We start from the raw sequence: 15,047 nt of genomic DNA, 5'->3' as shown, positions 1-15,047 counted from the left end.
TGTCGAACCGAGCGAGGCCGAGCGCTGGTCTGGAGTACTCGCGCTACACCGTAGGGATAAAAGACCTCCGGCAAGTTCCGCCTGCAAAGGCGGCTTGTCGGGGGTCTTTGCTGCTTTAATTAACTAAACTACGGGGAGGATTCACAGTTGAAAGCGATACGTGTTCAGGGAATGAGTAAAACGTTTCAGGCTAAGCAAAAGAAGGAAGGGCTTTATAGGAGCTTTCAAGCTTTATTCCGACCGGAGTACACGAGTAAAGTAGCCGTTCATCCAATCGATCTCGAGGTAGAACGAGGAGAATTCGTGGCTTTCCTCGGACCGAATGGAGCTGGTAAATCAACTACGATTAAGATGCTAACCGGGATTCTGCATCCTACCGCTGGCTCTGCCGAGGTGTTAGGCTATTGTCCTTGGAAAGAACGGTCTAAGCTCGGTTTTCGCATTGGGACCGTATTCGGACAGAAATCACAGCTATGGTATCATCTCCCGCCAGTCGATACTTTCGAGTTAATGTCTCGTATTTATGAGATCGGGCGAGCTGATTATAAGCGTCGTCGTGATGAGCTCATCGAGAGGTTCGGATTACAGCCGTATATTTACACACCGGTCCGAAAGCTGTCGCTTGGAGAGAGAATGCGGTGTGAGATGGCGGCGGCCCTGCTGCACCGTCCTGATATCGTTTTTCTAGATGAACCGACAATCGGGTTAGATGTTATTGTCAAATACAAGATCCGTGAATTGTTACTCGAAATGAACCGGGAAGAGGGGACAACTCTATTTCTTACTTCACACGATGCAGGTGACGTGGAGCAACTGTGCCGCAGAGCGATTGTAATAAATCATGGAACGATTATTCTGGATGATCTGGTATCGAATCTGAAACGAACTTTTTTCACAAGAAAAACAATTGTGTTGAGGCTAAGAGAGTCATCAGCTAATCTGCCCTTTCGTCATGAAGGAGTGGAGGTAGTCACGAACAGCGGATTAGACTTGAAGCTCTCCGTGGACACCTCAAGAATATCCATCGAATCCGTTCTGTCCCTTATTGTGAGAGATTACCGGCTAGAGGATGTAACGATTGAAGATCCTCCTATGGAGCAGATCATAACAAGAATATACGAGCGGACCGGTAAGGAGGAATCACCAAATGGGATCGTTCACCGCTAAACTAATCAAGTATGGGGCGATTAGTCGAATTACGATTCGCAGCCATCTTGCCTATGTGTCCGATTTCATCATTCGCTCCTTGTTCCTGATATTGATTCTGTACATCTTCATGCAGCTATGGAGTGTGACATTCGCTGGGGAAGGAACGGATCTTATTGCAGGGTATTCTTACGAACAGATGATCTGGTATTTGATTATAGCGGAGTCTGTCATCTTATCCACGCCTAAGCTGGTTGCCAAAGTAGAGATGGAAGTGAAGAACGGGGATGTGGGATATCAGTTAATCAGGCCCATGCACTACGTGCTCTATCACTACTCCGGCTTCATGGGAGAAGCGGCTGTGCGGTTATTTGTGAACCTTCTGATCGGGTGCTTATTAGGCATTGCCCTTTACGGTTGGAGCTTCCCTGGCGGTTGGCAGCTGGCAGCGCTAGGTATCGTTCTATTCGGCTCCTTCACTGTACAATACGCGATGAATATGTTAATTGCGTTATGCGCCTTCTGGGTGGAGGAGACTAGGGGACTGGACTTTGTGTACCAAAAGCTGTTATTTACAATTGGAGGAATGCTGCTGCCTTTGGAGATGTTCCCCGGTATTCTGCAGTCGATTAGTGAGTGGCTTCCTTTCCAGACCGTAGCTTATTTCTCAGCCAAAACTGCGGTTCAATTCGAAGTCTCAGCTTGGATCCGGATGGTTGCTGTTCAATGGTTATGGATACTAGGATTAGTAATAGGCGTATTCGCGTTGTATGGGAGAGGGGTGAAAAAGCTGCATGTTAACGGGGGTTAAGATGTTTCGATTGATGTATACTTGTTGGAAGCTTAATTTGGCTGGAGCACTTGAATACAGAATGAGCTTCTTTCTGACGGCCGGGATGATGCTCGTGAATAATTTCGTCTGGATTTTTTACTGGAGCATTTATTTCAACCGATTCCAAGTCGTGAATGGGTGGAGCTTCGAGGATGTTATGATGATGTGGGCGATCGGAGCAGGCGGATTCGGCTTGGCAGCGGTATTCTTCGGCAATTGCTTCACGATAGCGAATTTGGTTGCCAATGGTTTGATCGAGCCTTTCCTCGTCCAACCGAAGCCTGTTCTTCCCCATCTTCTAGTAAGCAGGATGTCGATATCGGCTATTGGCGATGTTGCATTTGCCCTTATCCTATATGGAATATTCGGCGACCACCACCTGCTAGGTATTATCAAATTTGGTACCGCCCTGATGCTTGCCACTCTGATCTTTATTTGTTTTAATGTGTTGGTACAGTCTTTAGCCTTTTACATGGGAAATGCAGAAGGGTTGGGCTTCCAGATGAATATGGGGTTCCTAACGTTCTCCACTTATCCGACTGGAATTTTTCATGGTGTGGGTAAGCTAATCTTGTTCACTGTAATTCCGGCGGGATTCATAAGCTACATGCCGATAGGTCTGCTTCGCCATATAGAATGGCCCTATTTGTCAGGCTTAATGGGAATTACGTTATTATTAACGGCTGGAAGCATCACCTTGTTCTACAGGGGCCTGCGAAAGTATAGCTCAGGGAATCAAATTACGATGCGCATGTGATTGGTCGAATTATGATAGGGATGAGGGGAATGAGAATATGAAAGTCATAATTGTAAAAGATGAACGGGAGCTAGATAAGTGTTTAAGCATTCGGAAGGAAGTGTTCGTGGCTGAGCAGGGCGTAGCAGAGGAACTTGAAGTAGATGAGTACGACGTGTCACCGGATTCCTGCATTCATTTTCTGCTAGTGGATGATGAAAACGAAGCAGTGGGCGCAGCCCGGATGAAGATGTATGAACCAGGAAGCGCGAAGATGCAGCGTATAGCCGTTCTTCAGAAGGATCGGGGTAAAGGGTACGGAAGACTTCTATTGCAGGCAATGGAGAGCAAAGCGGTATCAGAGCAATACAAATTTGCAGTATTGGACGCGCAGGTACAGGCCGTTTCGTTTTATGAGAAGCAAGGATACACGGTCATTTCGGATGCTCCATTTGATGATGCGGGAATTGAACATTTACGGATGAAGAAGGTGCTCTAGCTGGCTTCTTCAGTCTGCTTAGAGTGCGGGAGCATCAGACGAAAGGTCGTGCCGACCTGGACCTTACTTTCCACCTCCATGCTTCCGCCATGGTCTTGTACAATCTTATGACAAATCGACAAACCTAAGCCAGTTCCGTTGTCTTTGGTTGTGTAAAAGGGGTGGAATACTTTATCCATTTCGGCTTCAGGTATGCCTTTGCCTGTATCTTGAATTTCAATAGCGGCATAGTTGTCACTTGTATATAAGCGTATGGTAACGATTCCTTCCTCCGGCATGGCTTCGAATGCATTCTTCACCAGATTCAGAAATAGCTGTACAAGCTTATCTTGATCCATCAGCATCTCAAGCTCTGGGTTCTCAGGCATGTAAATAATCTGGTGGCCTAGGCGTACTGACTCTGATTCCATTAGAGAGATGACGCGGTGGATGCATTGATGGATCGGGCGGATTTTATAGTGAGCGACATGCGGCTTGGAGAATTGCAGGAATTCTGCGGTAAGCTCGCTCATTCGATTAATCTCATCCATAATCAGCTCGTACCAAGGTTCAATATTGTATTGATTCGATCTGGAAATCTGTAAGAATCCCTTAACAGTCGTAAGAGGATTGCGAATTTCATGTGCCATGCCAGAAGCTAACTCACCAACAACGCGAAGCTTCTCAGATCGGACCATATGGTTTTCTCGTTTCATCCAGATCTCGCTTTTCATAGCGAATAACATTTTTTCTGCAGCATGAATCAGCTGTTCCTTGTTCGTACCATCAGTTGGATAGAGCGAGAAGCCGTACGTGATTTGCACCCCGGTAAGCTTCGGAATCTCCGACTCCAGCAGTTGGTGGATATGAGTTACCCGCTGCTCTGCCTGCTTGGCATGGGTGACGAGAGCAAATTCATCCCCTCCATAGCGAGCAATTACATAGGCATCCGAGAATACAATTTTGAGCAGCTCAGCGATTTCCTTCAAAATGCGATCTCCACCGGCAAATCCATGAACACTGTTGGTAGATTTCAAATCGGTGCAATCAATGATTACAAGAATGAGCGGCGTCTTATTCCGAATCAACTGGTCAACTTGACGATGATATTCTTCATAGTTGAGCAGCCCGGTCAACGCGTCATGAGTGGATAAGAGGCGGTTCTGGGTATCGAGATTCTCTTTGCTTTTCTCGGCACTGGACAAGTAAGTACTAATATAAATTGCTAGGCCGAATGAGATTGCATCATACAGAGTGAGAAGCAGATTATATGTCGTGACAGGATTGTATGTTAATCGGATTAGCGAATAAGTTGCGGTATAGAGGAGCCATAACGCCAATCGCTTGAGAAGTGATTTGTTGGGGTAGGAATCTCGTCCGAGCAAGATCAAGTACACGGGTAAAATCCAGTTGATGTTAACGAGCCAATGGACGAGAGCGAGCAGCCCTAGCCGGATTATTTGTATTCGAGAAAAGCGGAGCTCTAGAAAGTAAGCCAACAGAAACAATGCACCTGACGCAACCGTTAGCCAGATGTTCAATGACTTTCCGAGCAGGATAGAGGAGATTAGCACCAGAATTGTATAGAGCGGGATTAGTATGCGATATACCATTGATCAAACCTCCATATGACTCAAGTTCAATAATCGTTCCATTCCTTGCCGGAAACAGGACTAATAAAGTGCCGTTCTTCGGGAATACTAAGCCGAAATGAATTTGTGATGGAGGTAAAAGACGATGGAATCTAATAGACCTGAACGAGAATCATTCGTAGCTGTGCAAAAAAACGGCGATGGCGATCTGACCGCGTTCAAAACATCTTCCGGTCGCGTATTGGATTACAACCAAGCTTTACAAGAAGTTAACCTCGGTACGATCCAAGGGGTAAATGCATTCAAAGGAAGAGACGGCGAGCTCTACATCCGCGGTGATGCAGATGGAGATCCTAGCAATAATCTGGATAATCTCCCGAATTTCTAATGACTGCAATACGCATTAGTGAGTTGAGCAAGGTCGTATGGAAACATCCCAGATCCAAGCCTAAGGGCTTGGATCTTTTGGTGCGACCATTAATTTGGAAAATGAAAATGATAGGGCTTATGTTGTTCTAGGAATGTCATTTTGCCGGTCTTGCCTATGTAGGTTGGCATCGTATCTCCGTAATGCATGAGAAGCACCCGTTCCTGAATGTCTTCAGGCAGGGTTAGCAGTTCGGCAAGCGTGGTGTGCACTATGCCTGGTCCTTCAAGCTGACAATCATGGAGCAAATACTCGCATTGTCTCTTGTACGCAATCTCTTCAATAAGGGCAAGATCAAAGGTCACATCGCCACTATAAAAGAGCTTATCATTCAGCACAATGGAATAACTGGGCAGAGTAGCGTAATGTTTCGTCCGGATCAGTTCAACGCTGAAGCCTGGCAAGATTTCCTGACGAACACTTGCTTTCAAGGGAACAATATCAAAGTAACTCTCTAGCGTCTGCGGACCTTCCAAGGAGTGGTATAAGCCTGCTTTTAAAGAATTGTCCCATAGGGTGTCTATTAAATCGGTTTCAATGTAAAGAGTAGGTCTGGTATTATACGCATATTTCATACGAAGAGCATATTCCTCGAGCCCCCCAATGTGGTCGGCATGCAGATGAGTAACCAATACGCCTTGAATGTCACGCATGGGAATATTCATCCGGTGAAGCGACCACGGAGCTGTGATGCCGCAATCGATCATGAACGAGTAATCGTTATACGATATCAATGCGTTATTGTTGTAGTAGGATTTGGCAAAAGCACTGCCAGTGCCGATCATTTGGAGCTGAAACTGCATAATTAACCTCCTTCTTCGATAAAGAGGCATGTAAGCCCTTTTTTGCATCCCTTCTAATTTATCACGTTTATATAGAAAAAAAAAGAATGATATTATACGAAAATTTACAAAACTTACGGGACCCCCGTCATTCGCGGAGTCCGCTTCCATAGGCCGGCCATAAACTGCTTGAGAAGGCAGAAGTCTGTTCATGTGAGAGGAGCATGCAGCATTATGGCTACGAAGTCAAAGAAGAAGCAGCCGCCCCCAAGTTCTAATAACTCGTATCAGCTTAAATTGGTAACATCCGACGTATGCTTCGTATGTAAGAAACAGTGCGCTAGAGGATTAAGATATTTGGATAAGATGAGTCAGCCTGGAGCCGTCGGAAAAGGCGTGCCCTGCATCTTGACCAAGTATAAAGCTTAAGGGAAGGACGGTGATCTCGATACGAGGTTGCCGTTCTTTTTAGTTTCGCAAAGGAGCTAGCATTCAATGATGCGGTGAGCATGGGTATACACATTCATTCCGGAGCCGCGTAAAAATCCGACTGCAGTCAGACCGAGCTCTTCTGCTAACTGTAAAGCAAGATCTGTAGGTGCGGACTTGGACAATAGAATAGGGGAGCCGATCTTCACTGCTTTCAGTACGACCTCTGAGGCGAGTCGCCCACTGAACACCGTTACTTTGTCCTCTGTTGCCGTGTGGGTCATCAAGCAGTGGCCATACAACTTATCAAGCGCGTTATGGCGCCCGATGTCTGCGAATCCTGCGAACAGGCTGCGTCCATCCGAGAGAGCGGCTTGATGAACGCCTCCCGTCTGACGGTGAACGCTTGCGGAATTATGCAATTGTTTCATTAGAGAGTAGCATTGCTCAGGAGAGAGACGCAGCTTCGCCGTATCTGAGATCGGTTTGGCCGTCTGGGCATCGGCGTGGAAGTAAAATGATTGTCTGCCTTTTCCGCAGCAGGAAGAGATTCTGCGTTTGGAGAACAGGGCAGGATCGAGTGTAGATTTCTGATGTAAATCAACAAAAGCACGGCCTTGCGCTTCATCAATAAGGATGGATTCGATCTCACTGTGAGCCCGAATGACACCCTCTGAAGTGAGAAAGCCGATGATCAAAGGCTCCAGATTGTCAGGGGTGCATACAATGGTTGCGAATTCGCGATCATTGACATAAAGCGTTAAGGGATACTCCGTTACTATTAGATCCTCGAACTCCTCCCAGTTATCGTTCGTATATCGACGAATGGACCAAGGTGAAGTGATAGGTAAGTGTTCCATCAAAAAGTCCCTCCCAATGACAGGAATAAGGGGTGAAGCTCTAGTTCACCCGTGATATGATATAGCATATAGGAAATCGCTACGAAGATATAGTCTTGAACTAATAACCAATTAAGGAAGTGTTCCTATGGGGAAAACGAAACACACCGGACCTATCAAGTTGGATTCCTCGCTTAAGCCTTCATTATGGGCGAGCAAGATGCCGCTGGGGCTAGGCAAAGTCAAACCGCATCATATTCTTGATACGCTCAAGGTCGTGTACGAGAATAGAGATAATTTGCCGTATGCTTACCGAATTCTCACACAAGGCGTGTGCGATGGCTGCGCGCTCGGCGTGTCTGGCTTGCGGGATCAGACCTTGACCGGACCCCATCTGTGCACGACACGTTTGAATGTGCTCAGACTGAACACTATGCCTGCGATTGAATCCCACTGGTTCGAGGATATTGAGAAGCTCCGCGCTATGGACAGCACGTCCCTGCGTAAGCTAGGTCGGATCCCTTACCCGATGTCCAGGCAGCGAGGGGAGACCCGATTCACCCGGCTAAGTTGGGATGAAGCGCTGGATCGGATCGCAGCGAAAATTCGCAGCATAGATCCTAAGCAATTGGCTTTTTATCTCACTGCTCGCGGGATCACGAACGAGGTTTATTACACTGCAGGAAAAGTAGCACGCTTCCTGGGTACGAATAATGTGGATAATGCATCCCGTATTTGTCACTCCCCCAGTAAAACAGCGCTCAAACGTTCACTCGGCATTTCCGCTTCAAGCTGCAGCTATAAGGACTGGATCGGTACCGATGTGCTAATTTTCTGGGGCTCTGTCGCTGCGAATAATCAACCTGTCTCCACGAAGTATATGTATGCAGCCAAAAAAGCGGGAACGAAGATTATTGTGATTAATCCTTATCGCGAGCCGTCGATGGAGAATTACTGGATCCCTTCGATCGCTGAGAGCGCGCTCTTCGGGACGAAGATCGTGGACTCGTTCGTGCAGGTGAACATCGGCGGGGACATCGCCTTCATGAACGGAGTCATGAAGCACTGGTTCGAGATGGAGGAGCAGGAGCGCGGCTCCGCCATAGATTGGACGTTCGTCAGGGCCCATACAAAGGGCATCGACGAACTGCGGTTGCACGTCCAGGCACTGCCGTGGGACGTGCTTGAGCGTTCGTCCGGCCTGACGCGGACGGACATGTTGGACTTCGCCCAGCTGTTGGCGCGGGCGAAGAGCGGGGTGTTCGTGTGGAGCATGGGACTCACGCAACACCGATTCGGGACCGACAATGTGTCCCAGGTGGCGAACCTCGCCATGCTCCGCGGGTTTCTCGGCCGCGAGCGCTGCGGCGTCATGCCGATCCGCGGCCATAGCGGCGTGCAAGGCGCCGGCGAGATGGGCGCGGAACCGATGTCCCTCCCGGGGGGAATCCCAAGCGACGCCTCGAACCGCGAGCGGTTCGAGCGATTGTGGGGATTCCAGCTTCCCGCATGGGAAGGGGACATCGTCGGCCTGACGCTCGAGAACGCGCTCTTGCCCGAGACACATGAAAGGCGCACCCGCCTGTTCTATACGAGCGGCGGCAACTTCCTGGAGACGATGCCGGATCCGGAATTCGTCCGTACTTGCTTGGAAGCAGTCGAGCTCCGGGTCCATCAGGATATCATTCTGAATACGTCAGCGCTTGCTGACGCGCAAGAGGAAGTCATCCTGCTCCCGGCAATGACCAGGTATGAGCAGCCGGGTGGAGGCACCTCAACAAGCACAGAAAGAATGATCTATTTCAGCCCGGAGATCGAGGGTCCCCGGATTGAGGAAGCGCGCGCGGAATGGGAGATCTATGTGGACTTGGCGCAGAGAGTGTACCCGGAACGCAGGCATCTCATAGGCTTTGACTCTGCACAGCATATCCGCGACGAAATCGCGATTGCTGTCCCTTACTATGAAGGAGTTCAGCATTTGCAACGTAAAGGGGATGTGTTCCAATATGGGGGAGCTTGGTTATGTGAGCAGGGCGTTTGTCCGACTGAGGATGGTCGAGGGAAACTGTTAGCTATTCAACAGCCTGATCTGCGGAAGCCGGAAGGACATTTCTACGTTACTACGCGTCGAGGAAAGCAATTCAATTCGATGGTATACAGCGAGAAAGACCCCTTCAATAATGCATCACGCGATAATATTCTGATCCATGAGGCAGATGCGGCAGCGCTTGGAATTCGTAATGGAGAAGCGATAGCGATCTATAATAAATATGGGACTTTTATCGGACGGGCGCTTTATGCAGAAATGAAAAAGGGTAACATTGAGATGTATTGGCCGGAAGGGAATGTGGTGCTTCCCAAGGGAGTCTACGAGCCATATGCAGGTATTCCAGAATACAATACAGCGGTCGTAGTCGAGAAGGCAGAAACCTATATTGCTCACAAGGATACAAGATATGCGGAACGGCGAATAGAAGAGCTGGAAGTAGAACCAGGGTGATTTAGAGAGATTTTGCTCCTTTTTAAGTAATATTAAGGACTATAGACCTAATCTTGCAGGATTTTAGTAGTTTATGTGGAATATAAATCCAATCGGAACTTACCTTACAACAGTTTGGATGAAGAACAATTATGCTGCTCAGACCTATTGTGCGACTTATGAACCAATTGAAATATCCGCAAAAGCTTTATATTATTGTGCTCTTGTTTGTCATCCCGATTTGTGCTCTTACAACATGGATTATGCATGATATTTCCGAGCGGATCTCACGAGGTGATGTGCGCCAAAATGGACTTCAGTATCACAACGCGTTACAACACATTGCAAATGATACCTTAATGATTCGAAATACATATATTCGTCAAATCTTGGCTGATTCCAGCAATAACAAATCTCAAAGAGACAAGTGGCTTCAAAGCGTAAAAGAGAGGGCGGTAATCATTCAATCCCTGGATCATCAATTCAGTAAAAAGGTTACTATGATGGATCGGTGGGAGCCCATTCGGAAGCAATTGATTGAGCTTGATCAGAAATCGGGTTGGTTGGCACCGATGGATGCTATATCGCTTTATAACCAAGCTATCAATGATACCTATTCGCTTTTGGCTCATGTCGCCGATGTTTCCGGTATTCGTCAGTTAAGGGATGAACAAGGACGGCTACTCGGGAATGCAGTGGCTGATCGGCTTCCGGAAGCTCTGATGCAGCTGGATTCAATCCTTAATATCGGAATCAATGTATCTGCCTCGCGGACAATTATGATGGAGCAGAAGCTGCGGCTTTCTCGATTACTAGAAGCAGTGAGACGCCATGCTAACAGCTTAGAGGCTAATAGCACGGTTCTACTAGTTAACTCCGAAGACCCCATACAGCTAGGACAGAACATCCGATCCTACAAGAATATGGTGGATGAATTTGGCAGCATGATGGAAGGAGCGCTTACTTATACACTTGAAGTTCCTTTTACTAGCTTGGAGGCGTATCAATCGGGAGATGCCTCTATCCAAGCCGTAAATCGCCTCTACGACAGCTTCGTGCCTATGCTGAACATTAAGCTTCAAGAACAGACTGATGAGTATGAGAGAATGCGATTATTCATCCTTCTGCTTTTGCTGGCTGGCCTTGCATTAATTGCTTGCATCTTTACTGGCTTCTACTTATCCGTGGTCAATACAGTTTCAGAGCTGCAGCGAACATCGATGCGTATAGCGTCAGGGGATCTCTCAGCCCGGGTCAATCTCCACACAAAAGACGAGTTGAAGAGCATAGAAACAGCGTACAATGTGATGGCAGGTGTTTTTGAAAAACTCATGGCTGAGAAAGAGGAAGCAGAAGAATCGATTAAGCTCAAAGCTTATTACGACGCATTGACGGGTCTTCCTAATCGCTTCTTATTGGAGGATCGATTGCGGCTAGCCATCTCGCACGCTCAGCGCAGTAAGACCATGATTGGGATCCTGTTTATCGATCTGGATGGCTTCAAACAAATTAACGATACCCTGGGGCATCATACCGGGGACAGGCTGTTGCAAAGCATGGCAAGCCGGCTTACTTCCTGCTTGAGAGAGAGCGATACAGTATCGCGTGTGGGCGGAGATGAGTTTATTGTTCTATTGACTGATCTGACCGAGCCTGAACATGCATTGAATGTAGCCAACAAATTAATCGGAGTCCTTCAAAATACATATGTTATTGGAGGCAATCAAGTCGAGGTTTCCGCTAGTATAGGGGTAAGCATGTATCCGAAAGACGGTACAGACTGGGAGTTGCTAGTGCAAAAGGCTGACACAGCTATGTACAATGTGAAGTCAGGCGGTAAAAATGGAGTATTGTTCGCAACCGAGCCTAAGGGTATGCAGCTTGAACACCGCGCCCAATTGGAGGAGGAGCTGGCAAGAGGACTTGAGCAGAAGGAGTTCGAAATATTTTACCAGCCAATGTTCGATCTGAAGACAGGGCACATTTCGGGAATGGAAGCTTTATTACGATGGAATCATCCTGAACGGGGGCTGCTGCTGCCGGTGGATTTTCTGGATTCTCTTCAAGAAAACGGTTGGATTATTCAATTAGATGAATATACATTGAACGAGGTTTGTAAGCAAAACAAAAGATGGCAGGAAGAGATTGGTCTCTTTATTCCGATTGCTGTCAACGTATACTTGCATCCCGGATGGCGGGAAAGGCTTGCGCCCACTGTTACTTCGATACTCGGTTCGGTTGGACTTTCTCCGGAGTATCTAGAGATAGAGATTACAGAAAGCCGAATATTCCAGAACCTCGACGTTACCTTGCCCCAACTGGATAAATTGCGAAATGCAGGGATCAAGGTAATGTTAGACGACTTCGGAACAGAGTTATCTTCCTACAACCAATTAAAGCGTCTTCCGATATACGGGATCAAGATTGATCGCTCTTTTGTTAAAGATGTTCCTCAAGGCAAGAAAGACAGGGCGATTACTTCTTCCATTGTTACCTTAGCAAGGGAGCTTCAACTGAAGGTTGTTGCGGAGGGAGTCGAGACCGCGGAACAGTATGACTTTCTTAAAAAACTGGAGTACGGCGATGCTCAAGGATATTACTTCAGCACTCCGCTAAACGCAGCCACAATGACTGAATTAATCAGTGTGGGCAGCCTGCAAATTCCTAGGCAAGCCTATCTATGATTGGGGTTCATAACTTGAAGAATAAGTCGGTCCAACTTTTGGCTTACTTCCAGTACACGAGGGTGCCCAAGATTGAACTTATACCGCTTGGCAGTAGCATTAAGCAGCATTTGTAATTCATGAATTTCCTTTTCAAGTCCAGGGTCACTAGGCATCCGATTTCCCACTTCCATACAGTTTTGATCGCTTTGGTATTATTTTACTAGAAATACTCGGAAAAAGGTACTAGTTCCCATCTTTTTTTTCATTCACGTGATCGCAACTCTTTCGACAAAAGGGAGTATATACTAGCAGAAGAATTTGAGATGGAGGTTTGATTACATGAAAGGAAAACGCTTGGTTGTGCTGACCCTTGTATTTACGCTGTTGGGTGCGGGAATAGCATATGCCAGTTCACCATGGGGAGATTTTCAAGGCTTTTCGAAGGTGAAGGTAACGATTAATAACACTGAAGTAGCTACAGGAGAAATTCCAGCTTTTGTGATCTCAGGAAGAGCAGTGCTTCCAATGAGAGATTTGACCGATTCGCTGCAAGGTTTATTGAAGTGGAACGATTCCACCAGCACGGCGGATATATATAAACCCAATGTACATATGTTCGTAGCCAGAGATGTGAACAAGGATTATTCCATCAAGCAACCGTTCGGCAAAGTGAAGCGAGGAGACAAGATCGATTTTGTCATCTTCGCTCAAGTAGACAATCTCAAGACCGCCATTCACTCATTCAAGATTGAGATTATTCATCCAGACGGCAGCATACTTCGCAGCAGTGATCCCGAATTACTTAATGATCAGAAGGAAAGCTTCTGGTACCCATGGCCTTTCCAAGGCGTGACTTTCGACGCATATGGAGAGTACAAGGTGAACTTCCTCATGAAGCTGGAAGATAAGGATGGCTATACGATTGTCTCTAATAAAGTAATCCAATCCGAATAAATTTTATTAAGGGGATAGCGATATACCGAATAGGGTATCGCTATTTCCATTAATTGACCCGAAATGGGCAAAATGTTACGATAGGCTAGGTTATTAATTCATCGAGAAAAGAGGGTATTGCATGAGCGACCATAAGCACGATGAGAATTGCGATCATGGAGAGGATCACGAAGAGGATGTGTTCCTAGTTACGGACGAGGATGGTCAAGAGCATGAGATGGTCATCGTCTACACATTCGAATCCCAGAATCAAGCATACGCAGTTATGATTGATCGGAACGACCCAGAATCGGACGGTATGATCTTCCGCGTGGAAGAGCAAGACGAAGACGCCTTCTTGGTGAACATTGAAGACGATGAAGAATGGGAACGCGTTTCTGCTATTTACAATCAAATTGTGGAAGAAGATTCGAAATAACCTATTCCGTAACAATACCCACCGCTCCAGTTACTACAACGGATCGGTGGGTATTCTCATTAATAAGCGGAATAAGCGAAAGCGTGCATCTATTTACGTGGATTGAAATACATCACTCTACCGTTGAATAAATGCAATTCAGCCTTCAATACTTTGGCCAGGTACCTGCAAAGTTCATTGCCCTTAGCCTTATCGCCGTGCGTTGCACCCGAAGGGAGAACGACTTGAACGAAGGAGCGGTCTGTCTCATTAACTTCTTTTCCAATACCTAATATCATGTGTTTGTAGGATGGATCTGTACCTTTTAAGTAAAACCATTTGTTCTCGCCTTCAGGCTTCGATTCAATGGAGTAAGGAAAGGCAGTGTCCGAATAATCCCAACCAAGCTGGCTGCCGGTCTTCTTGAGTTGATCCTTATAATGCAGCAACCGTTCTTTAAGCTCATCTACTGTAATCGATGGGACGGTCGAACCGTCGGTCAAATACATGTAAGCGCTTTGCGCCATGAGGACACCACCTTTTATACATACAAGTTCTTGATCATCATAGCACTTCATCTGGTCTATTTCAAGGCGCACAAACAGAGATTACAACCAAGCTGCCGCAAAAAAATATGGTCAAAATAAGCAATGGATGATATATTATTTAAATAAATAAAATATTCTGACAAATCATCCGGTAGGAGCGTGATCGTATGTTTGAACGATTCTATGATCTGACCGAGCAGGCGCAAGTTAATTTTACTGGTTTTGCCACTGACAATTCACGCTATGATTTTGCTATTGTTTATACGAAGTATTTTTTCGGCAAACCACTGGTCATTTGCATGCAAACGAATAAGTCTTCTTTGCTTGACGCAGATGATTTGTCGAATCTGACCCATTTGCAAAAAGCGTTCCAGCTGAAGGAAGAGGAGGCTAGAGAGCTGTCAGATTTCTTGGTGCAGCGGATGCCGATGGTTCCAGCAAGCGATCAATATTGAACAAGGGGCAAGAACAGAAAGAAGCACAAAAAGGGCGTAACCCATCCTCATGCCCGTCCACGCGCCTAACTGAACTCAATCGCCAATAACCGTCCAGGAAAAGCAGTGACCCCTAAAAGTTAGACAGTTTATTTTGTTAAGCGGAATGTGAGGTCTGAATTCGGTATTGTACCGGTCTCAGGCCTTTTAGTTTTGACTTAATTCGTTTGTGATTATAGTATTCAATATATTTATCTAGTTCTTGTTTGAATTGTTCTATGCTCTCAAATTCCTTCAAATACAGAAAC

17 protein-coding genes are annotated in these 15,047 nt (G+C 46.5%); 11 read left to right on the top strand and 6 right to left on the bottom strand.

The features are described 5' to 3' along the window. The first annotated feature begins 147 nt into the window (after window positions 1-147). The 4 genes from AC58QD_RS12145 to AC58QD_RS12130 are packed head-to-tail and all read left to right on the top strand — an operon-like array spanning window position 148 to window position 3,213. Window positions 148-1,167, top strand: a complete 1,020-nt coding sequence (locus AC58QD_RS12145; protein WP_497333469.1) for an ABC transporter ATP-binding protein — start codon at window positions 148-150, stop codon at window positions 1,165-1,167. Continuing rightward, on the top strand, window positions 1,148-1,957 hold the full coding sequence (locus tag AC58QD_RS12140; protein ID WP_497333467.1) for an ABC transporter permease: 810 nt from the start codon (window positions 1,148-1,150) through the stop codon (window positions 1,955-1,957). The genes AC58QD_RS12145 and AC58QD_RS12140 overlap by 20 nt, the downstream gene beginning before the upstream one ends. 1 nt (window position 1,958) lies before the next feature. Then, a complete protein-coding gene (locus AC58QD_RS12135) occupies window positions 1,959-2,735 on the top strand; it encodes an ABC transporter permease (RefSeq protein WP_497333465.1) in 777 nt (258 codons plus the stop codon). 37 nt (window positions 2,736-2,772) lie between these two features. After that, window positions 2,773-3,213 carry a GNAT family N-acetyltransferase gene (locus AC58QD_RS12130; RefSeq protein ID WP_497333463.1) on the top strand — a complete coding sequence of 147 codons (441 nt, stop codon included), beginning with the start codon at window positions 2,773-2,775 and terminating at the stop codon, window positions 3,211-3,213. Here the strand turns inward: AC58QD_RS12130 and AC58QD_RS12125 are convergent. Beyond that, the gene (locus tag AC58QD_RS12125; RefSeq protein ID WP_497333461.1) at window positions 3,210-4,805 is read right to left on the bottom strand and encodes an ATP-binding protein; all 1,596 of its coding nucleotides are present in this window, start codon (window positions 4,803-4,805) and stop codon (window positions 3,210-3,212) included. The genes AC58QD_RS12130 and AC58QD_RS12125 overlap by 4 nt on opposite strands. A 124-nt stretch (window positions 4,806-4,929) precedes the next feature. On the opposite strand from AC58QD_RS12125, the gene AC58QD_RS12120 reads away from it, so the two are divergent. Further along, window positions 4,930-5,172: a DUF3892 domain-containing protein gene (locus tag AC58QD_RS12120; RefSeq protein WP_497333459.1), complete on the top strand. Its 243-nt coding sequence runs from the start codon at window positions 4,930-4,932 to the stop codon at window positions 5,170-5,172. 89 nt (window positions 5,173-5,261) lie between these two features. Here the strand turns inward: AC58QD_RS12120 and AC58QD_RS12115 are convergent, their stop codons facing one another. Beyond that, window positions 5,262-6,014, bottom strand: a complete 753-nt coding sequence (locus tag AC58QD_RS12115) for an MBL fold metallo-hydrolase (RefSeq protein ID WP_497333457.1) — start codon at window positions 6,012-6,014, stop codon at window positions 5,262-5,264. Between the two features lie 213 nt (window positions 6,015-6,227). On the opposite strand from AC58QD_RS12115, the gene AC58QD_RS12110 reads away from it, so the two are divergent. Next, the gene (locus AC58QD_RS12110) at window positions 6,228-6,422 is read left to right on the top strand and encodes a hypothetical protein (RefSeq protein ID WP_497333455.1); all 195 of its coding nucleotides are present in this window, start codon (window positions 6,228-6,230) and stop codon (window positions 6,420-6,422) included. A gap of 56 nt (window positions 6,423-6,478) precedes the next feature. Here the strand turns inward: AC58QD_RS12110 and fdhD are convergent, their stop codons facing one another. Next, window positions 6,479-7,282 (bottom strand): formate dehydrogenase accessory sulfurtransferase FdhD, encoded by an 804-nt coding sequence (fdhD, locus tag AC58QD_RS12105; protein ID WP_497333453.1) that lies wholly within the window; start codon window positions 7,280-7,282, stop codon window positions 6,479-6,481. A 127-nt stretch (window positions 7,283-7,409) separates the two neighbouring features. Between fdhD and AC58QD_RS12100 the strand changes: the two genes are divergently transcribed. Next, the gene (locus tag AC58QD_RS12100) at window positions 7,410-9,761 is read left to right on the top strand and encodes an FdhF/YdeP family oxidoreductase (RefSeq protein ID WP_497333451.1); all 2,352 of its coding nucleotides are present in this window, start codon (window positions 7,410-7,412) and stop codon (window positions 9,759-9,761) included. 131 nt (window positions 9,762-9,892) lie between these two features. Beyond that, window positions 9,893-12,424, top strand: coding sequence for an EAL domain-containing protein (locus AC58QD_RS12095; RefSeq protein ID WP_497333450.1), 2,532 nt, complete (start codon window positions 9,893-9,895; stop codon window positions 12,422-12,424). Here AC58QD_RS12095 and AC58QD_RS12090 read toward each other — a convergent pair. Next, window positions 12,415-12,579, bottom strand: coding sequence for an aspartyl-phosphate phosphatase Spo0E family protein (locus AC58QD_RS12090; RefSeq protein WP_497333448.1), 165 nt, complete (start codon window positions 12,577-12,579; stop codon window positions 12,415-12,417). The genes AC58QD_RS12095 and AC58QD_RS12090 overlap by 10 nt on opposite strands. A gap of 166 nt (window positions 12,580-12,745) precedes the next feature. On the opposite strand from AC58QD_RS12090, the gene AC58QD_RS12085 reads away from it, so the two are divergent. Next, the gene (locus AC58QD_RS12085) at window positions 12,746-13,360 is read left to right on the top strand and encodes a stalk domain-containing protein (protein WP_497333446.1); all 615 of its coding nucleotides are present in this window, start codon (window positions 12,746-12,748) and stop codon (window positions 13,358-13,360) included. A 121-nt stretch (window positions 13,361-13,481) separates the two neighbouring features. Beyond that, complete coding sequence (locus tag AC58QD_RS12080; RefSeq protein WP_497333444.1) at window positions 13,482-13,778, top strand: DUF1292 domain-containing protein; 297 nt, start codon at window positions 13,482-13,484, stop codon at window positions 13,776-13,778. An 89-nt stretch (window positions 13,779-13,867) separates the two neighbouring features. On the opposite strand, the gene AC58QD_RS12075 is transcribed toward AC58QD_RS12080, so the two are convergent. Next, the gene (locus AC58QD_RS12075; protein ID WP_497333442.1) at window positions 13,868-14,284 is read right to left on the bottom strand and encodes a DUF1885 family protein; all 417 of its coding nucleotides are present in this window, start codon (window positions 14,282-14,284) and stop codon (window positions 13,868-13,870) included. 188 nt (window positions 14,285-14,472) lie between these two features. On the opposite strand from AC58QD_RS12075, the gene AC58QD_RS12070 reads away from it, so the two are divergent. Then, window positions 14,473-14,760, top strand: a complete 288-nt coding sequence (locus AC58QD_RS12070) for a DUF3055 domain-containing protein (protein WP_497333440.1) — start codon at window positions 14,473-14,475, stop codon at window positions 14,758-14,760. A 136-nt stretch (window positions 14,761-14,896) separates the two neighbouring features. Here AC58QD_RS12070 and AC58QD_RS12065 read toward each other — a convergent pair. Then, on the bottom strand, window positions 14,897-15,047 hold a 151-nt coding region (locus tag AC58QD_RS12065; protein WP_497333966.1), incomplete at its 5' end, for an IS3 family transposase.

The sequence above is a fragment of the Paenibacillus sp. J2R1T-4 genome (genome assembly GCF_059692235.1).
This window is presented reverse-complemented; position numbering and strand designations above follow the sequence as displayed.

Bases quoted from the DNA above. Each gene is read 5' to 3' on its own strand.
- AC58QD_RS12140 (WP_497333467.1), top strand. From the start codon at position 1,148: ATGGGATCGTTCACCGCTAAACTAATCAAGTATGGGGCGATTAGTCGA.
- AC58QD_RS12135 (WP_497333465.1), top strand. From the start codon at position 1,959: ATGTTTCGATTGATGTATACTTGTTGGAAGCTTAATTTGGCTGGAGCA.
- AC58QD_RS12130 (WP_497333463.1), top strand. From the start codon at position 2,773: ATGAAAGTCATAATTGTAAAAGATGAACGGGAGCTAGATAAGTGTTTA.
- AC58QD_RS12125 (WP_497333461.1), bottom strand. From the start codon at position 4,805: ATGGTATATCGCATACTAATCCCGCTCTATACAATTCTGGTGCTAATC.
- AC58QD_RS12120 (WP_497333459.1), top strand. From the start codon at position 4,930: ATGGAATCTAATAGACCTGAACGAGAATCATTCGTAGCTGTGCAAAAA.
- AC58QD_RS12115 (WP_497333457.1), bottom strand. From the start codon at position 6,014: ATGCAGTTTCAGCTCCAAATGATCGGCACTGGCAGTGCTTTTGCCAAA.
- AC58QD_RS12110 (WP_497333455.1), top strand. From the start codon at position 6,228: ATGGCTACGAAGTCAAAGAAGAAGCAGCCGCCCCCAAGTTCTAATAAC.
- fdhD (WP_497333453.1), bottom strand. From the start codon at position 7,282: ATGGAACACTTACCTATCACTTCACCTTGGTCCATTCGTCGATATACG.
- AC58QD_RS12100 (WP_497333451.1), top strand. From the start codon at position 7,410: ATGGGGAAAACGAAACACACCGGACCTATCAAGTTGGATTCCTCGCTT.
- AC58QD_RS12095 (WP_497333450.1), top strand. From the start codon at position 9,893: ATGCTGCTCAGACCTATTGTGCGACTTATGAACCAATTGAAATATCCG.
- AC58QD_RS12090 (WP_497333448.1), bottom strand. From the start codon at position 12,579: ATGCCTAGTGACCCTGGACTTGAAAAGGAAATTCATGAATTACAAATG.
- AC58QD_RS12085 (WP_497333446.1), top strand. From the start codon at position 12,746: ATGAAAGGAAAACGCTTGGTTGTGCTGACCCTTGTATTTACGCTGTTG.
- AC58QD_RS12080 (WP_497333444.1), top strand. From the start codon at position 13,482: ATGAGCGACCATAAGCACGATGAGAATTGCGATCATGGAGAGGATCAC.
- AC58QD_RS12075 (WP_497333442.1), bottom strand. From the start codon at position 14,284: ATGGCGCAAAGCGCTTACATGTATTTGACCGACGGTTCGACCGTCCCA.
- AC58QD_RS12070 (WP_497333440.1), top strand. From the start codon at position 14,473: ATGTTTGAACGATTCTATGATCTGACCGAGCAGGCGCAAGTTAATTTT.